32 protein-coding genes and 1 pseudogene are annotated in these 21,611 nt (G+C 45.1%); 3 read left to right on the plus strand and 30 right to left on the minus strand.

Annotated elements, in window-relative coordinates; all coding sequences use genetic code 11:
- Positions 1-295: 295 nt before the first annotated feature.
- Both L696_RS0124055 and L696_RS0124060 read right to left on the minus strand, forming a co-directional pair.
- A complete protein-coding gene (locus L696_RS0124055; RefSeq protein ID WP_013312131.1) occupies positions 296-526 on the minus strand; it encodes a hypothetical protein in 231 nt (76 codons plus the stop codon).
- Positions 527-720: 194 nt separating this feature from the next.
- On the minus strand, positions 721-1,335 hold the full coding sequence (locus L696_RS0124060) for a stage II sporulation protein M (RefSeq protein WP_025685918.1): 615 nt from the start codon (positions 1,333-1,335) through the stop codon (positions 721-723).
- Between the two features lie 100 nt (positions 1,336-1,435).
- Between L696_RS0124060 and pdaB the strand changes: the two genes are divergently transcribed.
- Together pdaB and gerD are read left to right on the plus strand one after the other, a co-directional pair.
- Positions 1,436-2,215, plus strand: a complete 780-nt coding sequence (pdaB, locus tag L696_RS0124065) for a polysaccharide deacetylase family sporulation protein PdaB (RefSeq protein WP_025685919.1) — start codon at positions 1,436-1,438, stop codon at positions 2,213-2,215.
- Positions 2,216-2,321: 106 nt separating this feature from the next.
- The gene (gene gerD / locus L696_RS0124070) at positions 2,322-3,062 is read left to right on the plus strand and encodes a spore germination lipoprotein GerD (RefSeq protein WP_025685920.1); all 741 of its coding nucleotides are present in this window, start codon (positions 2,322-2,324) and stop codon (positions 3,060-3,062) included.
- A 34-nt stretch (positions 3,063-3,096) separates the two neighbouring features.
- Here the strand turns inward: gerD and L696_RS0124075 are convergent, their stop codons facing one another.
- From L696_RS0124075 to L696_RS0124090, 4 genes are all read right to left on the minus strand, one after another.
- Entirely contained in the window at positions 3,097-4,203 is a 1,107-nt protein-coding gene (locus tag L696_RS0124075) for an Mrp/NBP35 family ATP-binding protein (RefSeq protein WP_025685921.1), read from the minus strand.
- A 60-nt stretch (positions 4,204-4,263) separates the two neighbouring features.
- Positions 4,264-5,040, minus strand: coding sequence for an N-acetylmuramoyl-L-alanine amidase CwlD (gene cwlD / locus L696_RS0124080; RefSeq protein WP_025685922.1), 777 nt, complete (start codon positions 5,038-5,040; stop codon positions 4,264-4,266).
- 69 nt (positions 5,041-5,109) lie between these two features.
- A complete protein-coding gene (sat, locus tag L696_RS0124085; protein ID WP_025685923.1) occupies positions 5,110-6,279 on the minus strand; it encodes a sulfate adenylyltransferase in 1,170 nt (389 codons plus the stop codon).
- 51 nt (positions 6,280-6,330) lie between these two features.
- A complete protein-coding gene (locus tag L696_RS0124090) occupies positions 6,331-7,023 on the minus strand; it encodes a phosphoadenylyl-sulfate reductase (protein WP_025685924.1) in 693 nt (230 codons plus the stop codon).
- Positions 7,024-7,340: 317 nt separating this feature from the next.
- Here L696_RS0124090 and L696_RS0124095 point away from each other — a divergent pair.
- Positions 7,341-9,035: pseudogene (locus L696_RS0124095) on the plus strand (NAD-dependent malic enzyme); the annotation flags it as partial.
- 365 nt (positions 9,036-9,400) lie between these two features.
- Here the strand turns inward: L696_RS0124095 and rpsI are convergent.
- From rpsI to rpsQ, 24 genes are all read right to left on the minus strand, one after another.
- On the minus strand, positions 9,401-9,793 hold the full coding sequence (gene rpsI, locus L696_RS0124100) for a 30S ribosomal protein S9 (protein WP_013312140.1): 393 nt from the start codon (positions 9,791-9,793) through the stop codon (positions 9,401-9,403).
- A gap of 20 nt (positions 9,794-9,813) precedes the next feature.
- Positions 9,814-10,251 (minus strand): 50S ribosomal protein L13, encoded by a 438-nt coding sequence (gene rplM / locus L696_RS0124105; protein ID WP_025685926.1) that lies wholly within the window; start codon positions 10,249-10,251, stop codon positions 9,814-9,816.
- 183 nt (positions 10,252-10,434) lie between these two features.
- Positions 10,435-11,220 (minus strand): tRNA pseudouridine(38-40) synthase TruA, encoded by a 786-nt coding sequence (gene truA, locus L696_RS0124110; RefSeq protein WP_025685927.1) that lies wholly within the window; start codon positions 11,218-11,220, stop codon positions 10,435-10,437.
- 149 nt (positions 11,221-11,369) lie between these two features.
- Positions 11,370-11,735 carry a 50S ribosomal protein L17 gene (gene rplQ / locus L696_RS0124115; protein WP_013312143.1) on the minus strand — a complete coding sequence of 122 codons (366 nt, stop codon included), beginning with the start codon at positions 11,733-11,735 and terminating at the stop codon, positions 11,370-11,372.
- A 34-nt stretch (positions 11,736-11,769) separates the two neighbouring features.
- Positions 11,770-12,714, minus strand: coding sequence for a DNA-directed RNA polymerase subunit alpha (locus L696_RS0124120; RefSeq protein WP_014278300.1), 945 nt, complete (start codon positions 12,712-12,714; stop codon positions 11,770-11,772).
- Between the two features lie 135 nt (positions 12,715-12,849).
- Positions 12,850-13,245, minus strand: coding sequence for a 30S ribosomal protein S11 (gene rpsK / locus L696_RS0124125; protein ID WP_013312144.1), 396 nt, complete (start codon positions 13,243-13,245; stop codon positions 12,850-12,852).
- A 19-nt stretch (positions 13,246-13,264) separates the two neighbouring features.
- On the minus strand, positions 13,265-13,633 hold the full coding sequence (gene rpsM / locus L696_RS0124130; protein ID WP_007432560.1) for a 30S ribosomal protein S13: 369 nt from the start codon (positions 13,631-13,633) through the stop codon (positions 13,265-13,267).
- Between the two features lie 21 nt (positions 13,634-13,654).
- The gene (rpmJ, locus tag L696_RS0124135; protein WP_003333770.1) at positions 13,655-13,768 is read right to left on the minus strand and encodes a 50S ribosomal protein L36; all 114 of its coding nucleotides are present in this window, start codon (positions 13,766-13,768) and stop codon (positions 13,655-13,657) included.
- A 118-nt stretch (positions 13,769-13,886) separates the two neighbouring features.
- Entirely contained in the window at positions 13,887-14,102 is a 216-nt protein-coding gene (infA, locus tag L696_RS0124145; RefSeq protein WP_006212898.1) for a translation initiation factor IF-1, read from the minus strand.
- A 2-nt stretch (positions 14,103-14,104) separates the two neighbouring features.
- Complete coding sequence (locus tag L696_RS0124150; protein ID WP_025685928.1) at positions 14,105-14,413, minus strand: KOW domain-containing RNA-binding protein; 309 nt, start codon at positions 14,411-14,413, stop codon at positions 14,105-14,107.
- Positions 14,414-14,422: 9 nt separating this feature from the next.
- Positions 14,423-14,962, minus strand: coding sequence for a M24 family metallopeptidase (locus tag L696_RS0124155; protein ID WP_025685929.1), 540 nt, complete (start codon positions 14,960-14,962; stop codon positions 14,423-14,425).
- A 5-nt stretch (positions 14,963-14,967) separates the two neighbouring features.
- Entirely contained in the window at positions 14,968-15,612 is a 645-nt protein-coding gene (locus tag L696_RS0124160) for an adenylate kinase (protein ID WP_025685930.1), read from the minus strand.
- Positions 15,613-15,702: 90 nt separating this feature from the next.
- A complete protein-coding gene (gene secY, locus L696_RS0124165) occupies positions 15,703-17,001 on the minus strand; it encodes a preprotein translocase subunit SecY (protein WP_025685931.1) in 1,299 nt (432 codons plus the stop codon).
- Positions 17,001-17,441, minus strand: coding sequence for a 50S ribosomal protein L15 (rplO, locus tag L696_RS0124170; RefSeq protein WP_013312149.1), 441 nt, complete (start codon positions 17,439-17,441; stop codon positions 17,001-17,003). Before rplO ends, secY begins: the two co-directional genes overlap by 1 nt.
- Before the next feature lie 48 nt (positions 17,442-17,489).
- Positions 17,490-17,675: a 50S ribosomal protein L30 gene (gene rpmD / locus L696_RS0124175; protein WP_014278305.1), complete on the minus strand. Its 186-nt coding sequence runs from the start codon at positions 17,673-17,675 to the stop codon at positions 17,490-17,492.
- Positions 17,676-17,687: 12 nt separating this feature from the next.
- A complete protein-coding gene (gene rpsE, locus L696_RS0124180; protein WP_013312151.1) occupies positions 17,688-18,185 on the minus strand; it encodes a 30S ribosomal protein S5 in 498 nt (165 codons plus the stop codon).
- A gap of 27 nt (positions 18,186-18,212) precedes the next feature.
- Positions 18,213-18,581: a 50S ribosomal protein L18 gene (rplR, locus tag L696_RS0124185; RefSeq protein WP_025685932.1), complete on the minus strand. Its 369-nt coding sequence runs from the start codon at positions 18,579-18,581 to the stop codon at positions 18,213-18,215.
- A gap of 115 nt (positions 18,582-18,696) precedes the next feature.
- Complete coding sequence (gene rplF, locus L696_RS0124190; RefSeq protein ID WP_014278307.1) at positions 18,697-19,239, minus strand: 50S ribosomal protein L6; 543 nt, start codon at positions 19,237-19,239, stop codon at positions 18,697-18,699.
- A 33-nt stretch (positions 19,240-19,272) separates the two neighbouring features.
- The gene (gene rpsH / locus L696_RS0124195; protein WP_014278308.1) at positions 19,273-19,671 is read right to left on the minus strand and encodes a 30S ribosomal protein S8; all 399 of its coding nucleotides are present in this window, start codon (positions 19,669-19,671) and stop codon (positions 19,273-19,275) included.
- Positions 19,672-19,703: 32 nt separating this feature from the next.
- Entirely contained in the window at positions 19,704-19,889 is a 186-nt protein-coding gene (locus L696_RS29910; RefSeq protein ID WP_013312154.1) for a type Z 30S ribosomal protein S14, read from the minus strand.
- A 76-nt stretch (positions 19,890-19,965) separates the two neighbouring features.
- Positions 19,966-20,511, minus strand: coding sequence for a 50S ribosomal protein L5 (gene rplE / locus L696_RS0124200; RefSeq protein WP_025685933.1), 546 nt, complete (start codon positions 20,509-20,511; stop codon positions 19,966-19,968).
- 31 nt (positions 20,512-20,542) lie between these two features.
- Positions 20,543-20,896, minus strand: coding sequence for a 50S ribosomal protein L24 (rplX, locus tag L696_RS0124205; RefSeq protein WP_013312155.1), 354 nt, complete (start codon positions 20,894-20,896; stop codon positions 20,543-20,545).
- 36 nt (positions 20,897-20,932) lie between these two features.
- Complete coding sequence (rplN, locus tag L696_RS0124210) at positions 20,933-21,301, minus strand: 50S ribosomal protein L14 (RefSeq protein ID WP_007432573.1); 369 nt, start codon at positions 21,299-21,301, stop codon at positions 20,933-20,935.
- A gap of 34 nt (positions 21,302-21,335) precedes the next feature.
- Complete coding sequence (gene rpsQ, locus L696_RS0124215) at positions 21,336-21,599, minus strand: 30S ribosomal protein S17 (RefSeq protein ID WP_025685934.1); 264 nt, start codon at positions 21,597-21,599, stop codon at positions 21,336-21,338.
- Positions 21,600-21,611 lie beyond the last annotated feature (12 nt).

Consider the following 21,611-nt stretch of genomic DNA (forward strand, 5'->3'; position numbering starts at 1 on the left):
TTACTCACTCGTTGTTCAGTTTTCAAAGATCAAACCCATATTATATCTTGCTATCGTTCTTGCTTTGTTTCATCACCGCGTCTCAGTGGCGACCTTTATAATATATCATTACTTTGTGAGATTTGCAAGAGTTTTTTTAATTTCTTTTTTTTGAGCAAATTTCTCAAAAAGGAACGAAAATTAATTTACCATGAATCCTAAATAGAGTCAATACTTATTTTGATATCAGAAAGTATAAACTTCTTAAGGGTTAACTTCCTGATATCTCTGATTTTATAATTAGCTCTTATATCTTTTATTGTTTGGTTTGGGGAACGCGCCCTCTGCGAGCATATTTGGATAGTTCCTTGGCGGGTGCAAAGCGGGCATACATGCGAAAAACTGTTTTATACCGAAGCGCTATCGCATAACGAATATCCTGATCCAATCGGGTATCGCTCATATCAAGCAGCATTTCATCAAGTTCCTTACGAAGAACATAATCCAGTTCCTTGCATTCTTTTTCGTTAAACAGCATTCCCAGCATATGACCATACTCCCTTATCAGCTTATTATATAGTGCTTATATTCGCTCAACTATTGTTCCAGTCTTTACCTGTTTTTAAACTCAACTGCTAAGGTTTCAAACTTATTCCGATTTAATTCCATGTTTTCACTTTGGGCTCTCCCCTTTGTTATGTTCAATTTTCAGGAAAAATATAAATAACCGACCATAATATTTTAATGTGACAATAAACGATACGTTATTCCACTCTCGATTGCAGCAGCAATAAACAGCAGAACAACGGACCATATAGACACCCTCAACGTCTGTTTCATAAACGACTCCCACGTTTGGGCAAGCCCTTTTCGTTTCAACCCTATGCCTGCACCGATCGAGGACATCACTTGCCCCCCAAACTTCAAACCGAAAGCACAGGCGATAATTAAAACAGGTAATTCAATTACACCATGCGGAAGCAGTCCTTTTACAATAACCTCATACAAGCTTCTGCACGTATCCGCCTGTAAGTGTACGACAAACCCCAAAACCATCCCATTCATAATTAAAAATACAAACGGTACAATTCCAAATAAAGCTCCTACAAATATAACCAGCACACACTTGATAGCATTATTGAAAAAGATAAACACAAAAAAACTCCATTGAGGATGTTCAGTCTGCTGCAAACGCTGAGCCACTTCCCCCAATCCTGACAATTGTTGAGTCAATATGGATTGAATAGCCCCTGTACTTAACCAGCCCACCACAATACTTATGCAAAACAGAAATGCGGAAACTAAAATCAACCGTCTTGTCGTGTGTAAATCATGTAGAAATGCTTTTAATCCCATCAGATCAATCCCTCCTGTTTAGTCCAATGGCATAATTGACAACCCCAGGCATAGCTTTAAGTAAACAAGCACTTCTATGATGAAAGGGGCGTTATTAACCATGAATTCTTTTTTTTATGTACTGAATGGCAAAAAAATTAAACGGTTCTTTATCGTAGCGGCGGCGGCCATTTTCGCTATTGGGGTCATTTATGTAGAAACCGATAATGTCACCGTTTTTTCCGAGGAAGTACCAGCGGCTATTTATAGTGTACCCACAGACAAAAAGCTGATCGCTCTTACCTTTGACATTAGTTGGGGAGATAAGCGTACTGAACCCATCCTAAAGGTTCTTGAGGACAAAAAAGTGAACAAGTCCACCTTCTTTCTTTCCTCTCCATGGAGCAAAACGCACCCGGAGCTTGTAAATCAGATAAAAGATCGTGGATATGAGATCGGCAGCCATGGACATAAACATGAAAATTACAGCAGTCTAAGTGATGAGGACATTCGTAAGCAGATTTCAACAGCCCACACCACGTTGACCGAGCTGACCGGGCAGCCGCCGAAGTTGATCCGTATGCCTAATGGTGATTTCGACAAAAGGGTTCTTCAGGTCGCCAGCACTTTCGGCTACAAAACAATCCAGTGGGACACTGATTCTTTAGATTGGAAAAACCCAGGTACTCAGGTCATTATTGACCGTGTTGTGAAAAAAGCACATCCCGGCGACATTGTTCTTCTGCATGCCAGTGATTCCTGTAAGCAAACTCATGAAGCGCTGCCCATCATTATCGACAAATTGCGTGCGCAAGGTTATGAATTTGTAACTGTATCCGAACTGCTTCAACAGGGCACAGTAAAAGGCAAAGAGGTTCGTGATCAGGCCCTGGGTCTTTAAGAAGTTATTTTACAACCTTCTCAACAAAAAACCAAAATTCAGACGACATATTTCACCTCATCCATTCGCATACTATCCACATTCATGATGAAGGAGGAATACGGCCATGAATTGGACTCGTTTGCGATTAGTCAGCATGATATGCGTACTGGGCGTTGCGCTGACCGGCTGTGGTTCGGACCAGAGCTCGGCGCCACCCCAGAACAGCTATAAAGAAATGAAAACGATGGTTGTCGATATTTTAAAAAGCGATGACGGGAAAAAAGCAGTGGAGGAAGCTTTGACCGGGGAAAGCAGCTCATCGAAAGATGGACAATCCGGTCAAGGCAGCGAAGGCGGTGGATCTGGCGGTGGCTCCGGCGACAGTATGGGAATGAAAATGATTATGCCCACACAGTCAGCAGAACAGATGAAGATCGCAGTCAAGGATACTCTGGTTTCTCCGGAATACAAAAAGGAAATCGAGAAAATCATGACTGATCCGCGCTTTGCCGGTGAGTTTGCCAAGGCCATCAACAGCCAAAGTAAGCAACTTCATATGCAGCTCATTAAAGACCCTTCTTATCAAAAATCTATTGAGGCGATGCTCAAATCGCCAGAACTGACCAAAATGTATATGGACTTAACTAAAACCCCTGAATACCGCAAACAATCTATGACGGTCATGCACGATGCGATGCAGAATCCGATTTTCCGACTTGAGGTTATGAATTTACTCAAAACTGTCGTACAGGAAGAGCTCCAACCCAAGGTTGAGAAAAAAAGTGGTGGTCAGGAAGGGACAAGCGGTGGAAAACAAGATGGCGGCGGTGGTGATAGCGGCAGCGGTGGACAAGAAGGTCAATAATAAAAAGGCTGGTTCAGGAACCAGCCTTTTTTTCTTATTCAGATTCGGCGTGCAATGTCGTAATTTGAGTGGCGATGTCGTTGTAGATCGCTCCCGTTGCCGATTCGGATTTATATACAGATGGTGAAAAATCCGCCTCTGCCGGATGATTATCCGGAATACCCAGTGGAATTTGCGCCAGCAGCTTTGTATGAAGAGTGTCCGCCAGCATAGCCCCGCCCCCACGGCCGAAAACATAGTCCTTCTCCCCGGTAGAGGATACATAATAGGACATGTTCTCCACAACGCCGATGACCTTATGATCCGTTTGGAGCGCCATTGCTCCTGCACGGGCGGCCACAAAGGCTGCGGTTGCATGAGGAGTAGTCACAATGATTTCTTCACTCTGCGGGATCATCTGGTGTACATCAAGCGCTACATCCCCGGTTCCCGGCGGTAAATCAAGAATCATATAGTCCAGCTTGCCCCATTCCACATCGCTAAAAAACTGTCTGAGCATTCTTCCCAGCATGGGTCCTCTCCAGATCACGGGGTTGTTCTCCCTGACAAAAAAGCCCATAGACATAATCTTGATACCAAATCGCTCCACCGGCTGAATAATACCGTCTTCTACGGTAGGAACGTCCTCGGCTCCGATCATATCTGGTACGCTAAATCCATAAATGTCCGCATCAATCAAACCTACACGTTTGCCCTGTCTAGCCAAGGCAGCCGCTAGATTTACAGCCACTGTCGATTTCCCGACACCGCCTTTTCCGCTGGCAATGGCAATAAACCGTACGCCAGATGCCGGATTCAGCAGCTCATGTTCTTCCATACCAGCAGCATGTCCCTTGGTCAAAACCGGGTCAGCCGCTTCCTTCGCATTCTCTCCCGTCTGAATGGCGGATCTTTCATGCTCAGACGCTTCACGAATACGAATATGAATATGGTTCAGTCCCGCTTCTTCCAACGTCTGTCTGATTTCCCTCTCCAGCTCTGCCCGTGCCCCTTCCTCCGAGTTCAGACTAATCGCGGTCAAGGATACACGATCCTCTTTAATAACAACATCCCGAATAAAATGAAGATTGACCAAACGATGACCTGTATGAGGCTCTCGTACCTGTTGAAGTAGCTCTATAACTTGCTCTCTGGATTGCATGAATAATCAGCACCTCTGCTTCAATGAATTTACGTAGTTGTAAACACTTACAGTATACCACTATCTGGCCTCAGGTGCTGACGAGACTCCCTTTTCCCCAGCGCTATAACGCAGCACTCCTTTATAAATCGCTGCTGCGACCTGTCTCTGATAGGTTTCATCACTCAGTCGTCTGGCTTCCTCCGGATGGGACAAAAAGCCCACTTCTACGAGAGCTGATGGCATTTTGAGGGCCTTGAGTAAATATACCGTATTCACCGTCTTGACCACTCTGTCTGTATTCTCCAGGTTGCGTTTAATCTCCTCCTGAATGAGGGAGGCCAAATTTTCGTTGTCCGCATGATTAGGGACGTAAAAGGTTTGGGCTCCACTCCAGCGGCTCGACGGGATGCTGTTCATGTGAATACTTAAAAAGAGATCCGCTTTATGCTCCTCAATCATGCGCACACGCTGCTTCAGGTCCTCCGTTTTTCTTTTAGCATAGCCCTTGGTTTCTTGCTGTGCCAGATCACGGTCTGCCTCCCGAGTCATGACGACAACAGCTCCTGCTTGTTGCAAATAATCTCGCAAATATAAGGCAATCGCCAGATTAATGTCCTTCTCAATGACGCCTTCCTTGCTGACAGCCCCTCCATCTGGTCCTCCATGTCCTGCATCTATGGCAATTACTTTACCGGTAAGCGGAAGACTCCAATGGGTCCAGGCTCTCGAAGCGGGTATCTCATATAGAGCCAGCGTGATAAACAGAACGGCGAGACAGCAGCCCAACAGTATTTTTTTCAGCGTCCGATAGCGAATCCACAGTGTAACCTCGTGTTTACGATTGTTTTTTTGCATAACAAAACGCCTCCGTCCCTATACAGATACTAATGATCTATATGGGACGAGGCGTGTAAATAGTACAACTCAGGAATGAACAAATTCTTTCATACCTTCAATCAGCACTTGGGCGACTTCCGGTCGTGTAAATTCAGGCGGCGGGCAAACCCCCGAACGTAACAATTCCCTAACTTTGGTGCCCGAAAGCGTCAAATGATGTTCCTTAGGATGAGGGCATGTTTTGCTAGAGGCCATATTTCCACATCGGGTACAATAAAAGCTGTGTTCGAAGAACAACGGGGTAATCTCCAGTTCCTCAGGTGTGAAGTTTTTGAAAATATCCTGAGCTTCGTACGTACCATAGTAGTCTCCTACACCCGCATGGTCCCTTCCTACAATAAAATGGGTACACCCGTAGTTCTTCCGCACAATGGCATGAAAAATAGCCTCTCTCGGACCAGCATATCGCATGGCAGCAGGAAACACACCCAAAAAGGTACGGTCAGCCGGATAATAGTTGTTTAGCAGCACCAGATAGCTCTTCATACGCACATCTGCCGGAACGTCATCTGACTTGGTTTCACCCACGAGCGGATTCAGAAATAACGCATCGACAATCTCCATCGCGCTTTTTTGGATGTACTCATGTGCCCGATGTACGGGATTACGTGTTTGAAACCCGACTACTGTTTTCCAGCCTTTTTCAGCAAAATGATTGCGTGTCTGCACCGGTGTGTAATAAAACTCACCAAATTGCGCGGGTTCTGGCCGATTCAGCACCTGCAGAGATCCCCCTACATAAGTAGCTGGTCGCTCCAAAAGTTTTTTAACGCCAGGATGCGCCGGATCATTTGTCTTGAATACACGTCTGGCCTCCTCTGCCTGATCAACCTGATATATACTCTCAATATCAAGTACAGCATATATGGTACCGTCCGTTTCACCCACTAAAGCGACCTGTTGACCCAATGTAAGTTCCCGGGCTATGATCTCCGTAACCGCAAGCGTAATGGGGATACTCCAGACTGTACCATCGGCAAGACGCATATCCGCTACCACCGACCGATAGTCGGCTTCGTTCATAAACCCTGTCAGCGGAGAAAATGCCCCCACCCCAATCAAATCCAGATCGGAAATAGTCCACGAATTTACACGGATAGGAAACAATTCACGGGCGGCCTGCAAAAGTGTTTTTTGCTCTGGTCCTGTAATGATTCTATCGACAAGCGTTCCACCATGCGGAAGAATTGCAGCCATAATGCACTTCCTTTCTGTTCATAAATGAGATTGACAGCTACTTGTTTATCGTTATTGATGGAGTCCACATTCCGTTTTCTCACTGCCTGACCAGCGACCAGCACGAGGATCTTCGCCTGGAAGGACTTTACGCGTACATTGCTCACAACCAATGCTGGGATAGTTACGATCATGTAGCGGATTATACAGCACTTTATGTGTATGAATATAGTTCCACACGTCCTCTGATGTCCAGCTCGCCAACGGGTTGAATTTAACGAGACCGAATTTTTCGTCATATTCTATCTTTTTTGCATTTGCACGGGTAGGAGCCTGATCTCGGCGAATCCCGGTAATCCATGCATCGTATTGCGATAAAATACGTGTCAGCGGCTCTACTTTACGTATACCACAGCATGTGTTGGGATCTGATTTCCAAAGCTCTTCTCCATGCTTGGCCGCTTGCTCTTCCGGAGTAATTAGGGGAGATACCCGCACAAAATCCATGTTGTATTTTTCCCTCATCTGATCACGCGTATCGTACGTTTCTTGAAAATGAAAGTCAGTGTCCAAATAAAAAATATCACTGGAGGGACTAATTTTTTGCAGCATATCTACAAGCACTACATCCTCCGCCCCAAAGCTACAAGCAAAGGTAAGATTCGGAAACGTATGAACAGCATACTGAATAATTTCCTCAGGCGTAGCCTCTTCCAGCTCGATTGCCTTGACCTTGATCAACTCTTCTTTCTCCAACAAGTTCATTATCAATGCGCCTCCATATGAAGATTCATAAATAAATTCCAGCATTCCAATACCGACTAAACTAATAAGAATAAATATAGTATAAAACTTTCATATTCATTGTCAATCCAAGGGATTGTGTCCTTATGCATACAATCTTTGGCCCTAAAAATGCAGAATCGTTGCCCTGTAAGCATTATATAACCCTATCCTCCGCATCCGACCAAGTTCATTGACTTTATATAAAATATTCTTATACAATACATTTGGAAATCACCCTAAAGTTACTTGATAACTAAAAGTAATTAGTCATAGAAAGAAAGTTCGCTTGAACGGAAGCTTTTTACGTCAACAAAGACCGTTCGCTCGCTACTCCGCTCAAAGGAAAAGATGTACTCGCCAATCCGCTTTTAAACAAGGGTGTCGCCTTTACACCGAATGAACGGAAGGAGTTGGGGCTTGAAGGTATACTGCCTCCGACGGTTCTGACTTTAGAAGAGCAGGCCGAACGTGCGTACAAGCAGTTTCTCGCTCAACCAACCACGCTGCGTAAGAATGCTTCGTTGAATGACTTGTATAATCGGAATGTGGTCTTATACTATCGTCTCCTTACGGATCACCTGAGCGAAATGCTTCCGATTGTCTATACACCAACCGTAGGTCAAGCTATTCAGGAATACAGCCATGAGTATCAACGTCCCGGTGGGGTATATCTTTCCATTAATAATATGGATGGCATCGCACAGGCTTTTGCCAACACGCAATTGAGCGCTGACGATGTAGACTTAATCGTGGTTACTGACTCCGAAAGCATACTCGGTATCGGGGATTGGGGTGTGGGAGGCATTAACATCGCCATAGGTAAGTTAGCGGTGTATACAGCAGCAGCTGGTATTAATCCGGGGCGTGTGCTACCTGTCGTTTTAGATGTTGGGACGAACAATGAAAAACTGCTACAAGACCCTCTCTACATCGGTAATCGACAACAGCGGGTGCGTGGAGAGCAGTATGACCGTTTTATTGATGCGTTTGTACAGCATACATTGGGACAGTTCCCGAAGGCACTTCTTCATTGGGAAGATATGAACAATGTTAACGCCCGCAATATTATGGAAAAGTACGGAGAACATATTCTTACGTTTAATGATGACATACAAGGAACAGGTGCGGTTACATTAGCAGCTGTTATTTCGGCGTTAAAGGTGACGGGAATTCCGTTGCAGAAGCAACGTATTCTTATTTTTGGCCCCGGTGCTGCAGGGATTGGAAATGCCGACCAGATTCGAGATGCTATGATGAAGCAAGGTCTATCTGAGAAGGAAAGCAGCCAATGTTTTTGGACTTATGATTACCGAGGGCTGTTAACCGAGGGGATGGAGAATATATTCGATTTTCAAAAGCCCTATCTACGTTTCGAAGAGGAAGTACGTTCATGGGCACGGTCCGATGACGGTAAAATTACTCTGCTTGAGGTCATTCGTCAGATTAAGCCTACTATACTGATCGGCACCTCAGATGTCCACCGTGCTTTCTCGGAGAAAATTATAAAAGAAATGGCTAACCACGTTGAACGGCCTATCATTATGCCTATGTCTAACCCTACAGCGCTAGCAGAGGCAATTCCAGAGGATCTGATCCGCTGGACACAAGGTAAGGCACTTATCGCTACTGGAAGCCCCTTTGAGCCTGTCACCTATGAAGGGACGGTTTATGAGATTGGACAATCGAACAATGCATTTGTGTTCCCAGGATTGGGGCTTGGCGCGATTGCAGTACAGGCCAAGACGATCACTGGAGGTATGTTTACCGCCGCTGCAAATGCTGTAGCCGAGATGGTGGACAGCACTAAGCCAGGAAGCGCCCTTCTCCCCAGTGTACACAAGCTGAAAGAGGTATCCTTTGCTGTAGCATTAGCCGTGGCCAAAGCAGCTATACAGGACGGCACAGCCAGTGTCAAACCAGATCATATAGAACAGTCGCTTCGTGAACTCATGTGGAAACCGAGCTATAGACGTGTAACTGCGCTAAGCTAAGACGATTATACGGAAGTATGTTGAGTATTCACTTCTTGTTGTATTTAGTCACAGGTTATGAACACAACGGGGTAAACTGAATTTAAAATAAACAAATACGATTGTGCATAACATAACTGCCTTTGATCACAACGTGGACAACTTCGAGTGTTCCTTGCAATCAAGGCGGTTATTTTGTGTCCATACGGCTTTATAATTCATTCCTACACTTTACTATCTGGTTACATCATGGGTTGAGGATGAATCAAAGGTTCTAGTTAGTGCAGCTGTAGCACTTATCGACATGTGGATATTTCCAAAAAATATTTATAACAGCAAAAAAAGAACCCTTTCCATAAGGAAAAGGTTCTTCTGTATTCGAAATATTAACGTTTCGAGAACTGTGGTGCACGACGAGCGGCTTTGAGGCCATATTTTTTACGTTCTTTCATACGTGGGTCACGAGTCAGGAAGCCTGCTTTTTTCAAAGCTGGACGGAATTCCGGATCTGCTTTCAGCAAAGCACGGGAAATACCGTGGCGAATTGCGCCTGCTTGACCAGAGATACCACCACCATGAGCAATAACGAGTACGTCATAGCTACCTACTGTTTCAGTCAGGTTCAATGGTTGTTTTACGATCAGTTTGAGTGTTTCCAAACCGAAATATTCATTAATATCACGCTTGTTGATGACAATGCGTCCTTCACCCGGTACGAGACGAACACGAGCTACCGAATGTTTACGACGACCTGTCCCATAGTATTGTACTTGTGCCATGAAACTGTCCTCCCTTTTAATTATCCGCGAAGTTCGTAAACTTCAGGTTTTTGTGCTGCATGTGGATGCTCTGTGCCTTTGTAAGCTTTAAGTCTCAGCTTCATTTTCTCGCCTTGACGAGTTTTAGGAAGCATACCGTGAACAGCCAATTCCAGCATACGCTCAGGCTTGTTCTTAACCATGTCTTGTGCAACCGTTACTTTCAGACCACCCGGATGCAGGGAGTGACGATAGTATTTTTTGTTCTCCATTTTCTTACCAGTCAATACGATTTTCTCCGCATTGATTACAACAACAAAATCACCTGTGTCCACATGTGGTGTAAACTGTGGCTTGTGTTTGCCGCGAATCAACGCAGCCGCTTCGCTTGCCAGACGGCCGAGCGTTTTGCCTTCGGCATCAATGATGTGCCAGTTGCGCTCAACTTCATTTGGCTTCGCCATATACGTAGTACGCATGAAAAGTTTCCTCCTTAAGTTCGTTAACAGAAATCATCATTTATCTTCATTCGTTAAGTTGCTGCATTATTGATGGATTAGATGTTGTTTGAAAGTGATCGTCTTAATTGGGGCTGTGGGAAAGCCATTAAGAAAACACAACTTTTATATTACAGGATAACCATCAATTCTGCAAGGGTAAAATCAATGTTTTTTGATGTTTTCGTCGTACTCCACATTCCAGAGGGTTAAAGCATGCCCAACAGCCGTAGGACCGGCCTTTGAGCGATTTTTAGCCTCCAAAATGGAAGGAATATCATCCGCCGATTTTTTGCCTTCTCCCACTTCCAGCAAAGTCCCCATAATGATCCGAACCATGTGCTGCAAAAAACCGCTACCCGTAATATACGTATGAATAATTCCCTGATCATCCGAGCCCGGACGTGAAAAGGAATGGTCTACCGTCATGTAGGCTTCGTAAATTGTGCGGACATGATTCGTTTTCTGGGAACGTCGGGATGCGAACGATGTATAATCAAAAGTGCCGATCAAATGGGCCAGCCCTTCCTCCATCGCTCGTATATCCAAACTCGTCGGGTGATGTGCCTGTGTACGACGGTGAAAGATGTCCGGAAACCGGTTCGCATTAATACTGTACCGATACGTCTTCCGCTTCGCCATACGGCGTGCATGAAAGGACAACGGCACCTCTTTCGCATCCGTAACGATGATATCACGAGGCAGCCAGGCATTGAGTGCCAGACACCAGCGCTGTATCGGGATCGGTGATTCAGTATGAAAATTGAATACCTGTCCATATGCATGTACACCTGCGTCTGTGCGGCCTGAGCCTGTGATTTTAAGACGTTCGCCCGTCAATGAGTAAATAGCATTTTCAAGATAGTCCTGAATGGTATTACCACTGGGCTGCGTCTGAAAGCCATCATAGCGGGTTCCGTCATAGTTCACCTTCATGCACAAGTTCCGCATGTTTCTCACACCTTTGCAGGGGTATTCACTGGCCTTAAGGAATAACCGTACATAACAAAGGAGAAGCCCCTCAAGGACTCCTCCAAGAGAAAAAAAGGGTTGTTCAGAATCAAGCTGATTCTGTCCACCCTTCCCTCATCTTCGCCTGTTTACGCGCGGTCAACCAGTTCCAGATATACCATTGGAGCGGCATCGCCACGACGAGGTCCCAATTTCAGGATACGAGTGTATCCACCTGGACGCTCGGTGTAACGTGTAGCCAATTCGCTAAACAGCTTTTGGATTGCATCCTGCTCACCATCCAAAGTTTCACGGCGAACGAACGCAGCCACTTGACGACGTGCGTGCAGATCTCCTTTTTTCGCTTTGGTGATCAGTTTTTCAGCAATAGAACGAACTTCTTTCGCTTTAGCCTCAGTAGTTTGGATACGCTCGTACAAGAACAAATCGGTTACCAAATCACGAAACAAAGCTTTACGGGCACTGGAGTTACGGCCCAATTTTTGGTATGCCATGTAGTTTCCCCTCCTTCACAAAAACATTGCTGTACTATTCTTCCGTACGAAGTCCTAAACCAAGTTCCTCGAGCTTCTCTTGTACTTCTTCCAAAGATTTGCGACCCAGGTTGCGGACCTTCATCATATCTTCTTCAGATTTAGTAGTGAGTTCTTGTACCGTATTGATACCAGCGCGCTTAAGGCAGTTATAGGAACGGACGGAGAGATCCAGCTCTTCGATCGTCATTTCAAGAACTTTTTCTTTCTTGTCTTCTTCTTTTTCGACCATAATTTCCGCATCTTTTGCTTCGTCGGTTAGACCCACGAACAACATCACATGCTCGGTCAAAATTTTTGCTCCAAGGCTTACTGCTTCCTCAGGGCGAATACTTCCGTCAGTCCAAACCTCAAGTGTCAGCTTGTCATAATTCGTAACCTGGCCGACACGCGTATTTTCTATGCCATAGTTCACGCGTGAAATCGGAGTGTAGATGGAGTCGACGGGAATGACGCCGATCGGCTGGTCATCACGTTTATTCCGATCCTGCTTAACGTAACCGCGACCGCGATTGGCGAAAATACGCATGTGAAGTCTCGAACCCGGTCCGAGTGTAGCAATGTGAAGATCCGGATTAAGAATTTCCACATCACTGTCCGCACGGATATCTCCTGCCGTTACAACTCCTTCGCCTTCCGCATCGATTTCGAGTACCTTCTCTTCATCCGAGTGGATTTTAAGCGATAAAGCTTTCAGGTTCAGTATGATCTCCGTTACGTCTTCCTTCACACCGGGAACCGTTGCAAATTCGTGCAAAACTCCATCGATCTGAACCGATGTCACTGCTGCCCCCGGTAACGAGGATAACAGAATACGGCGAAGCGAGTTTCCTAGCGTCGTACCGTACCCGCGTTCCAGCGGTTCTACTACGAATTTTCCATAGGTGCCATCATCATTGACGTCTACCGTCTCAATTTTCGGCTTTTCGATTTCTATCACTGCAATATCCCTCCTTCAAAACGTCGCTCCTATATGAAACATTCACCTTATCCATAGTCTATCATGCAGTATGCCTAAACATCCATTCTTGGCAGTTTGTGCCGGATTTATACTACACGCAGAGGAGAAATCTCATTAGACGCGACGACGTTTTGGAGGACGGCATCCGTTATGAGGTACCGGAGTTACGTCTTTAATCAGGTTAACTTCCAGTCCAGCTGCTTGCAAAGAGCGGATTGCTGCTTCGCGTCCTGCGCCTGGTCCTTTAACCATGACTTCGACAGTCTTCATGCCGTGTTCCATTGCAGCTTTAGCAGCAGTTTCTGCGGCCATTTGCGCTGCGAATGGAGTAGATTTACGGGAACCACGGAATCCCATGCCGCCTGAGCTGGCCCAAGAGATTGCGTTACCGTGTGGATCTGTGATCGTAACGATCGTGTTGTTGAACGTGGAACGGATGTGTGCCACGCCAGTCTCGATATTTTTACGGTCACGGCGTTTTGTACGTACAACTTTTTTCGGTTTAGCCATTGAATGTTATCCTCCCTTCTTATTTCTTTTTGTTCGCTACAGTCCGACGAGGACCTTTGCGGGTACGAGCATTAGTTTTGGTACGTTGTCCGCGAACAGGCAATCCACGACGGTGACGAACACCACGGTAGCAGCCAATCTCAGTCAGACGTTTAATATTTAAGGAAATTTCACGACGCAGATCGCCTTCTACTTTAACTTCTTTGTCGATCGTTTCACGTAATTTGCTCACTTCATCTTCAGTCAAATCACGAACACGCGTGTTTGCACTGATGCCTGTTTCCTTCAAAATTTTCTGAGAAGTCGTTTTACCGATTCCGAAAATGTAAGTCAAGGCGATCTCAACGCGTTTGTCACGTGGCAAATCCACACCAGCTATACGAGCCATTTTACGCTACACCCCCTTCTATTAACCTTGTTTTTGTTTGTGTTTCGGATTTTCGCAAATAACCATTACATTCCCTTTACGGCGAATGACTTTGCATTTCTCGCAAATAGGTTTTACAGAAGGTCTTACCTTCATGTTGATTACCTCCTCCAAGCTTTACCCTGGTAAAACTCGCTTCGTGAACATTCACATCGTTTTGCCGAGCAAAACAAGTTTTTTTAAAATGACGTACGTTTAATTAAACCTGCATGAATTACTTGCGGTACGTAATACGGCCTTTAGTTAAATCGTAAGGCGATAACTGTACAACCACCTTGTCGCCTGTCAAAATACGGATAAAGTGCATCCGCAGTTTTCCGGAAACATGTGCAAGAATTTGATGACCGTTCTCCAGCTCTACCTTGAACGTAGCGTTCGGCAGTGGCTCGATTACCGTACCTTCAACCTCAATGACATCTTCTTTGGCCAAAGTCAGTCTCCTTTCTCTTCAGCTTGGTATTCGGACGACTCCATGAAAGTTTTCACTGCATGACGCAGCTTTCCATTTGTCACCCGACCGCTTTCGTTTAAACTGTTTACAACCTCGCTACTAATCTTGGGCTGAGGCATCAGATGAAGAACGTTTTTCTTCTTCGACTGATCAAACTTTCGTTTGTCCCCATCCGCAATATATACAAACCTGCTGTCCGCTATAGAAACGACAACCGCAATCTGTCCGACATCTCTGCCTTTCAGAATCTTCACCAGCTGACCGATTTGCAGGTTTCCTTGCTGAATCATTCAAATCACCTACGCACTCAGTTTCGTGAAAATGTCCATGCCGTCCGTTGTGACCGTCACCGCTTGCTCGTTACGAGCACGAGAGGCCACGTTCACCGTTACGACCGTCCAGTTGTCTTCCAGCGCCCCCACATGGCGAGAACCTATATGAACCATGAGTTCAATAGCCAGCACCATGCCGGTTTTCAGCCTCGGCCCCCGTTCGGGAATACCACGGTTTGGATTCTCAATATATTGCCGAATGGCATGCGACATTGTAAACTGGCGAGTCTTCGCGATGATATCGCCTTTGTTTAACTTGCGTTTGCCGGGAAATCCGTGCACCAGTTGTTCGTTGACTGAAGCGCAAATGCTGGCAGGAAAACCGTTATAACCTTTAAAAGACGGCACAGCTCCTTGACTGCGAATATACCGATCAGCTAAATGATCAAGTTCACCGGTCGTCATACCGGGCTCGATGTGTTCCACCAAGGAATGATTCGTTTCCGTATCCACTCTCTCAGCTTTCCTCATAAAGCTTAATTCCGTCCCCGACTTGCAAATGATCATTACAGCTAACCCCGCAACAAGGACACGATATTTTTGGAAACCACATCAATATCCTGTTCTCCGTCAATATGACGCAGAAGATTCTGGTTCTCATAAAACGTGAGGAGTGGTGCTGTTTTATTACTATATTCGTCAAGTCGTGTTCTTACGCTATCCTCGTTATCGTCAGGGCGCTGATAGAGCTCCCCGCCATCTTTATCGCAAATGCCTTCAACCTTTGGAGAATTAAAGACAACATGATAGCTAGTTCCACAGATTTTGCAAACTCGCCGTCCTGTGATTCGTACCAACAATTTGTCACGATCCACTTTCAGGTTGATGACATCATCAAGCTTCGTATCCAAACGACCCAAAATTTGATCCAAGGCTTCAGCCTGAGCCAAAGTTCTAGGAAAACCGTCCAGCAAGAAACCTTTCTTACAGTCCGGCTGTTGCAGCCGCTCTTCAACGATGCCAATCGTTACATCATCCGGAACAAGTTCACCCTTGTCGATATATTCCTTGGCTTTAATGCCAATAGGTGTTCCCTGTTTCATCGCCAGGCGAAATGCATCACCTGTCGAGATATGAGGAATGCCGAATTCCTTCACAATGACATCTGCTTGTGTACCTTTACCAGCCCCCGGAGGGCCCATGATTAAAATATTCACAATCTGTCACTCCTCAAGACGACCCCTACACAAGAAACAGCACAAAAGGTGCCGGTAAGTATGCGAACATCCTAAGCCGGAACCTGTTGCCTATTTGTTGATGAAGCCTTTGTAATGGCGTTTGATCAGTTGGCTTTCGATCTGCTTCATCGTATCCAATGCTACACCGATAATGATGAGCAATGAAGTACCGCCAATTTGCACGGAACGAGGCAAGCCCGAAAGCGAACCGAAGAATACCGGCAATACGGATATGACTGCCAGGAACAAAGCTCCTGTCATTGTCAAACGTGACATTACTCGTGTCAGGTATTTCTCCGTGGCTTTACCCGGGCGAATTCCCGGAATATAACCGCCGTTTTTCTTCATGTTGTCGGCCATTTGCTGCGGATTCATCTGTACAAAGGTATAGAAGAATGTGAAACCGATAATCATTACGACATACAAAACCATACCCAGCGGCTTGTCATAATACAAGTAAGTGGTAATCCACTTCGCCCAAGCATGATCTGCCCAAAAACTCGCAATAATTGTCGGGAATTGCAGCAATGATACCGCAAAGATTACCGGAATAACGCCTGCCGCATTAATTTTCATCGGAATATGCGTATTCTGGCCACCGTACATTTTGTTACCAACTACACGTTTGGCGTATTGTACCGGGATTTTCCGAATACCTTGCTGGATGTAGATAACACCCACAATAATCAGAATAATCACCAAGGCAATAATAATTGCCTTCAGAATATTCATAAACAGTTGATCTGCCTGAATAAACTGGGATTCTACAACCGTCCGAATATGTCTTGGAATACCTGCCGCGATCCCTGCAAAGATAACGATAGAGATACCGTTGCCGATTCCCTTTTCGGTAATTTGCTCACCTAGCCACATAAGGAACGTAGTTCCTGCTGTAAGCACAATAGCTATTACCAGATAATCTGCAAAAGTGGCTCCTGGAATCATCGCTGCACCATACAGTCGATTAAAGCCGATCGACGTTCCGAATGCTTGAATCAAGCCCAGTATTACCGTACCATACCGTGTAAGTTGAGCCAACTTCTTTTTACCATGCTCTCCTTGTTTAGCCCATTCCGCAAGTTTCGGAATAACGTCCATTGACAGCAACTGTACAATGATAGACGCTGTAATATATGGCATAATCCCGAGGGCGAAGATCGAGAACTGATACAAAGCGCCCCCTGAGAAGGTGTTAAGGAGTCCAAATAACTCGCTTCCTGCCTGATCCTGAGAAGTAAAGACTTGCTTGTTCACGCCGGGAACCGGCACGAAGGAGCCAATACGGTATACAAACAGTATAAACAGGGTAAACAGGATTCGGGTTCTAAGATCCTCAACCCGCCATATATTTTTCAGGGTCTTGAACATTAGATCACCTCGGTTTTACCGCCGGCAGCTTCAATTTTCTCTACCGCAGATTGAGAGAACTTGTTCGCTTTAACTGTCAATTTTACAGTGATTTCACCGTTACCCAGAATTTTAATTCCGGATTTCGCGTTTTTCACAATGCCATTGTTCAGCAAAAACTCAGGGCTTACTTCTGTACCCGCTGCAAAACTGTTCAAATCTTCGATATTCAAAACCGCATACTCTTTACGAGTAGGATTTACGAAACCGCGTTTAGGCAAGCGACGATACAGTGGGTTTTGACCACCCTCGAAGCCTGGACGTACACCACCGCCGGAACGAGCGTTTTGACCCTTATGACCACGACCAGAAGTTTTACCCGTACCGCTACTAGGACCACGACCCAAACGTTTACGTTCTTTGCGGGAGCCTGGAGCTGGGGAAAGCTCATGTAACTTCATCGTTCGTTGCACCTCCTTGATTATTGTTAAAATGCTTTACTTTATTTCCTATGCCTCGATTTCTTTAACAGAAACCAAATGGCTAACTTGATTGATCATCCCGCGAATCGCTGGATTGTCGGGTTGAATTACTTTATGGTTGATTTTACGCAAGCCGAGCGTTTTAACAGTCGTTCTTTGAGTACCAGGACGACCGATCAACGAACGAACGAGGGTAATTTCTAATTTCGCCATGACATTCCCTCCTTAGCCCAGCAGCTCTTCGATGGATTTGCCGCGCAATTTTGCAACTTCTTCAGCGCGTTTCAAGCGGGACAAACCTTCCAATGTCGCATTGACCATGTTCATGGAATTCGAAGAACCCAGAGATTTTGTCAAGATATCACCTACACCAGCAAGTTCCAGTACAGCACGAACCGGACCGCCAGCGATAACTCCAGTACCTTCCGATGCCGGTTTCAACAGAACCCGGCCAGCACCGAACTTACCTGTAACAAGGTGAGGAATAGTTGTTCCTACGAGCGGAACGTGAACCAAGTTTTTCTTAGCATCTTCAATACCTTTGCGAATCGCATCAGGTACTTCGCCAGCTTTACCGATTCCGGCGCCTACCCAGCCGTTACCGTCGCCTACTACTACCAGAGCACTAAAGCTGAAACGGCGTCCGCCTTTGACAACTTTAGCTACACGATTAATATTTACTACTCTTTCAGTCAGTTCCAAAGTGTTCGGATCTACACGCAAGTCGTTAACCTCCTTTTGAGAAATGTCTTAGAATTCAAGGCCTGCTTCGCGAGCTGCATCAGCCAAAGCCTGAATCCGTCCATGATACAAGTATCCACCACGGTCAAATACGATGTTAGCATGACCTTTTTCTTTTGCACGTTTAGCAACGAGTTCGCCAACCTTACGAGCTGCCTCTACGCTACCACCGTTTTTGATCTCACTGCTCAGTTCTTTATCCATAGTGGATGCAGATACCAATGTTACACCAGCTACATCATCAATCAATTGTGCGTAGATATGTTTGGAAGAACGGAATACGTTCAAACGAGGACGCAAAGCCGTACCTTCGATTTTCTTACGTACACGCAGATGTCTTCTGACACGTGCTTTATTTTTATCTTGTTTTGTAATCATCTTAAGTTTTCACTCCCTTCAGTTTGCCTTTTAAAGCTTTATACTAAGACGCACTGGGTAAAAAAGAAGTACGGAGTCTTTCCAGCAGAAAGACCGCACAAAGTCGGTAAGAAACTTATTTCTTCTTACCGGCTTTACCTTCTTTACGAATGATGCGCTCGCCTTCGTATTTAATCCCTTTACCTTTGTACGGCTCAGGTTCACGAACGGAACGAATTTTAGCAGCATAGGCACCTACACGCTCTTTATCAATTCCGCGAACGATGATTTTAGTGTTCGAAGGAACTTCGAATTCGATGCCCGCTTCCGGTGTGATTTCAACCGGGTGAGAGTATCCAACGTTCAGAACGATTTTATCTCCGGATTTGCTTGCACGATATCCGACCCCAACCAACTCCAGAGATTTTGAAAATCCTTCAGTTACACCACTTACCATGTTGTTGACAACGCTGCGGGTTGTTCCATGCAAAGAGCGGTGAAGTTTGTTGTCCGAAGGACGAATTACGTTGATTTCATTGTTTTCCACAGTAACGGACATGTCTTTATGAAGCTCACGAGTCAATGTTCCTTTAGGCCCTTTAACTGTGATCGCTGTGTTGTTCAAAGTTACGTCAACACCACTTGGTACTGTGATTGGCTTACGACCAATACGGGACATATCTGTTGCACCTCCTATCTTTTAAACGTTATCTTACCAAACGTAGCAAACCACTTCTCCGCCGGCTTTAGACTGACGTGCTTCTTTGTCGGTCATGATACCTTTGGATGTCGAAATAATCGCGATCCCGAGTCCACCCAGAACGCGTGGAATTTCGTTGCTCTTCGTGTAAACACGAAGACCTGGTTTACTGATTCTTTTCAAACCTGTAATAACACGTTCGTTGTTTGCACCGTATTTCAAGAAAACACGGATGATCCCTTGTTTGCTATCTTCAACAAATTCCGCATCACGAATGAATCCTTCACGTTTCAGGATGTCGGCGATTTGTTTTTTCATTGTAGATGCAGGCATTTCTACTGTTTCGTGACGAACTGTGTTCGCGTTACGAATACGAGTAAGCATATCTGCAATTGGATCAGACATAGTCATTGTGTATAAACCTCCTTCCCAAACAGGACTTTTTACCAGCTTGCTTTTTTCACGCCAGGAATCTGGCCTTTATAAGCTAATTCACGGAAGCAAATTCTGCAGATCTTAAACTTTTGCAGTACCGAATGTGGACGACCACAACGCTCGCAACGAGTATAAGCACGAACTTTAAACTTTGGTGTGCGTTGTTGTTTGACTTTCATTGAAGTTTTTGCCACTTAGCCTGACACCTCCTAAATAGTTTCGGAGAACAGGGTGTCTCTTATATCAGACGCCCAAAACGTTATGCCAACATTACTTTGCGAAAGGCATGCCCAGTTGAGTCAGAAGCTCACGGGACTCTTCGTCAGTTTTGGCAGTCGTTACGATAACGATGTCCATACCACGAACCTTATCAACTTGATCGTACTCGATTTCCGGGAAGATCAATTGTTCTTTCAGACCAAGCGTGTAGTTACCACGTCCGTCGAAAGCTTTTGTTGAAACACCATGGAAGTCACGTACGCGAGGAAGCGTGATATTGAACAATTTGTCCAAGAAATAATACATACGCTCGCCACGAAGTGTTACCTTAACACCGATTGGCATGTTTTCACGCAATTTAAAACCTGCAATAGATTTTTTTGCGCGAGTGATTACTGGTTTTTGACCAGCGATCAACTGCATGTCGCTCACAGCCGAATCGAGCACTTTAGAGTTTTGGACTGCGTCGCCAACACCCATGTTGATTACAACTTTCTCGATTTTAGGCACTTGCATTACTGATGTATAGCTAAACTTCTGCATCAAGGCAGGAGTGATTTCTTTCAAGAAACGCTCTTTCATTCTTGTTGTTGCCATGAATCATAGACCTCCTTTCTTTGAAAATTAATTAGTCGATCACTTCGCCAGAACGTTTTGCAATGCGCACTTTTTTTCCGTTGTCCAATACTTTGTAACCAACACGAGTTACTTTTCCGCTCTTCGGATCAATGTGCATAACGTTGGAAACGTGAATCGGAGCTTCTTTCTCGATGATGCCGCCTTGTGGATTCAACTGATTAGGCTTTTGGTGCTTTTTAATCATGTTAACACCTTCCACAAGCACACGGTTTTGACGAGGGTAAGCAGCGATAACGCGACCTTTTTTACCTTTATCTTTACCAGTAATCACCAGAACAGTGTCGTCTTTTTTGACGTGCAGCTTGTTGTTATGGGATTCCAGAACTTTTTTCACTTTTGGCATTTCGTACACCTCCTACAGGCACATTTTAAGGTGAATTTAGATCACTTCCGGAGCCAAGGAAACGATTTTCATGAAGTCCTTGTCACGAAGTTCGCGAGCAACTGGTCCGAAAATACGAGTACCACGTGGGCTCTTGTCTTCTTTAACGACCACTGCTGCGTTCTCGTCAAATCCGATATAGGAACCGTCTTTACGGCGGATAGAACGTTTAGTACGAACGACAACCGCTCTTACTACATCACCCTTTTTGACAACGCCGCCTGGTGTTGCTTGTTTTACGGAACAAACGATCAGGTCACCAATTTGAGCTGTACGACGTCCCGTACCACCGAGCACACGGATACACATCAGTTCCTTCGCGCCGGAATTGTCAGCTACAGTCAAACGTGTAAATGGTTGAATCATTTATTTATCCTCCTTTCGGAAAAACTACACTACATTAAATTATAACAGCTTTTTCAATGATTTCGACCAGTCTCCAGTTTTTGTCTTTGGACAAAGGGCGAGTTTCCATGATTTTAACAGTATCACCGATTTGTGCGGTGTTGTTTTCATCATGAGCTTTGAATTTCTTTGTTACTTTGATACGTTTATGGTAGAGATCATGTTTTTTGTAAGTTTCTACAGCAATCACAATCGTTTTGTCCATTTTATCGCTGACTACTTTACCGACTAACACTTTACGGGCATTACGTTCGCTCATTGTTGGCCTCCT

This window comes from Paenibacillus maysiensis, assembly GCF_000520815.1.
GTDB lineage: Bacteria > Bacillota > Bacilli > Paenibacillales > Paenibacillaceae > Paenibacillus > Paenibacillus maysiensis.

Bases quoted from the DNA above. Each gene is read 5' to 3' on its own strand.
- L696_RS0124055 (WP_013312131.1), bottom strand. From the start codon at position 526: ATGCTGGGAATGCTGTTTAACGAAAAAGAATGCAAGGAACTGGATTAT.
- L696_RS0124060 (WP_025685918.1), bottom strand. From the start codon at position 1,335: ATGGGATTAAAAGCATTTCTACATGATTTACACACGACAAGACGGTTG.
- pdaB (WP_025685919.1), top strand. From the start codon at position 1,436: ATGAATTCTTTTTTTTATGTACTGAATGGCAAAAAAATTAAACGGTTC.
- gerD (WP_025685920.1), top strand. From the start codon at position 2,322: ATGAATTGGACTCGTTTGCGATTAGTCAGCATGATATGCGTACTGGGC.
- L696_RS0124075 (WP_025685921.1), bottom strand. From the start codon at position 4,203: ATGCAATCCAGAGAGCAAGTTATAGAGCTACTTCAACAGGTACGAGAG.
- cwlD (WP_025685922.1), bottom strand. From the start codon at position 5,040: ATGCAAAAAAACAATCGTAAACACGAGGTTACACTGTGGATTCGCTAT.
- sat (WP_025685923.1), bottom strand. From the start codon at position 6,279: ATGGCTGCAATTCTTCCGCATGGTGGAACGCTTGTCGATAGAATCATT.
- L696_RS0124090 (WP_025685924.1), bottom strand. From the start codon at position 7,023: ATGAACTTGTTGGAGAAAGAAGAGTTGATCAAGGTCAAGGCAATCGAG.
- rpsI (WP_013312140.1), bottom strand. From the start codon at position 9,793: ATGGCACAAGTACAATACTATGGGACAGGTCGTCGTAAACATTCGGTA.
- rplM (WP_025685926.1), bottom strand. From the start codon at position 10,251: ATGCGTACTACGTATATGGCGAAGCCAAATGAAGTTGAGCGCAACTGG.
- truA (WP_025685927.1), bottom strand. From the start codon at position 11,220: ATGCGGAACTTGTGCATGAAGGTGAACTATGACGGAACCCGCTATGAT.
- rplQ (WP_013312143.1), bottom strand. From the start codon at position 11,735: ATGGCATACCAAAAATTGGGCCGTAACTCCAGTGCCCGTAAAGCTTTG.
- rpsK (WP_013312144.1), bottom strand. From the start codon at position 13,245: ATGGCTAAACCGAAAAAAGTTGTACGTACAAAACGCCGTGACCGTAAA.
- rpsM (WP_007432560.1), bottom strand. From the start codon at position 13,633: ATGGCTCGTATAGCTGGTGTGGATTTGCCACGTGACAAACGCGTTGAG.
- rpmJ (WP_003333770.1), bottom strand. From the start codon at position 13,768: ATGAAGGTAAGACCTTCTGTAAAACCTATTTGCGAGAAATGCAAAGTC.
- L696_RS0124150 (WP_025685928.1), bottom strand. From the start codon at position 14,413: ATGATTCAGCAAGGAAACCTGCAAATCGGTCAGCTGGTGAAGATTCTG.
- L696_RS0124155 (WP_025685929.1), bottom strand. From the start codon at position 14,962: ATGATCATTTGCAAGTCGGGGACGGAATTAAGCTTTATGAGGAAAGCT.
- secY (WP_025685931.1), bottom strand. From the start codon at position 17,001: ATGTTCAAGACCCTGAAAAATATATGGCGGGTTGAGGATCTTAGAACC.
- rplO (WP_013312149.1), bottom strand. From the start codon at position 17,441: ATGAAGTTACATGAGCTTTCCCCAGCTCCAGGCTCCCGCAAAGAACGT.
- rpmD (WP_014278305.1), bottom strand. From the start codon at position 17,675: ATGGCGAAATTAGAAATTACCCTCGTTCGTTCGTTGATCGGTCGTCCT.
- rplR (WP_025685932.1), bottom strand. From the start codon at position 18,581: ATGATTACAAAACAAGATAAAAATAAAGCACGTGTCAGAAGACATCTG.
- rplF (WP_014278307.1), bottom strand. From the start codon at position 19,239: ATGTCCCGTATTGGTCGTAAGCCAATCACAGTACCAAGTGGTGTTGAC.
- rpsH (WP_014278308.1), bottom strand. From the start codon at position 19,671: ATGACTATGTCTGATCCAATTGCAGATATGCTTACTCGTATTCGTAAC.
- rplE (WP_025685933.1), bottom strand. From the start codon at position 20,511: ATGGCAACAACAAGAATGAAAGAGCGTTTCTTGAAAGAAATCACTCCT.
- rplX (WP_013312155.1), bottom strand. From the start codon at position 20,896: ATGCCAAAAGTGAAAAAAGTTCTGGAATCCCATAACAACAAGCTGCAC.
- rplN (WP_007432573.1), bottom strand. From the start codon at position 21,301: ATGATTCAACCATTTACACGTTTGACTGTAGCTGACAATTCCGGCGCG.
- rpsQ (WP_025685934.1), bottom strand. From the start codon at position 21,599: ATGAGCGAACGTAATGCCCGTAAAGTGTTAGTCGGTAAAGTAGTCAGC.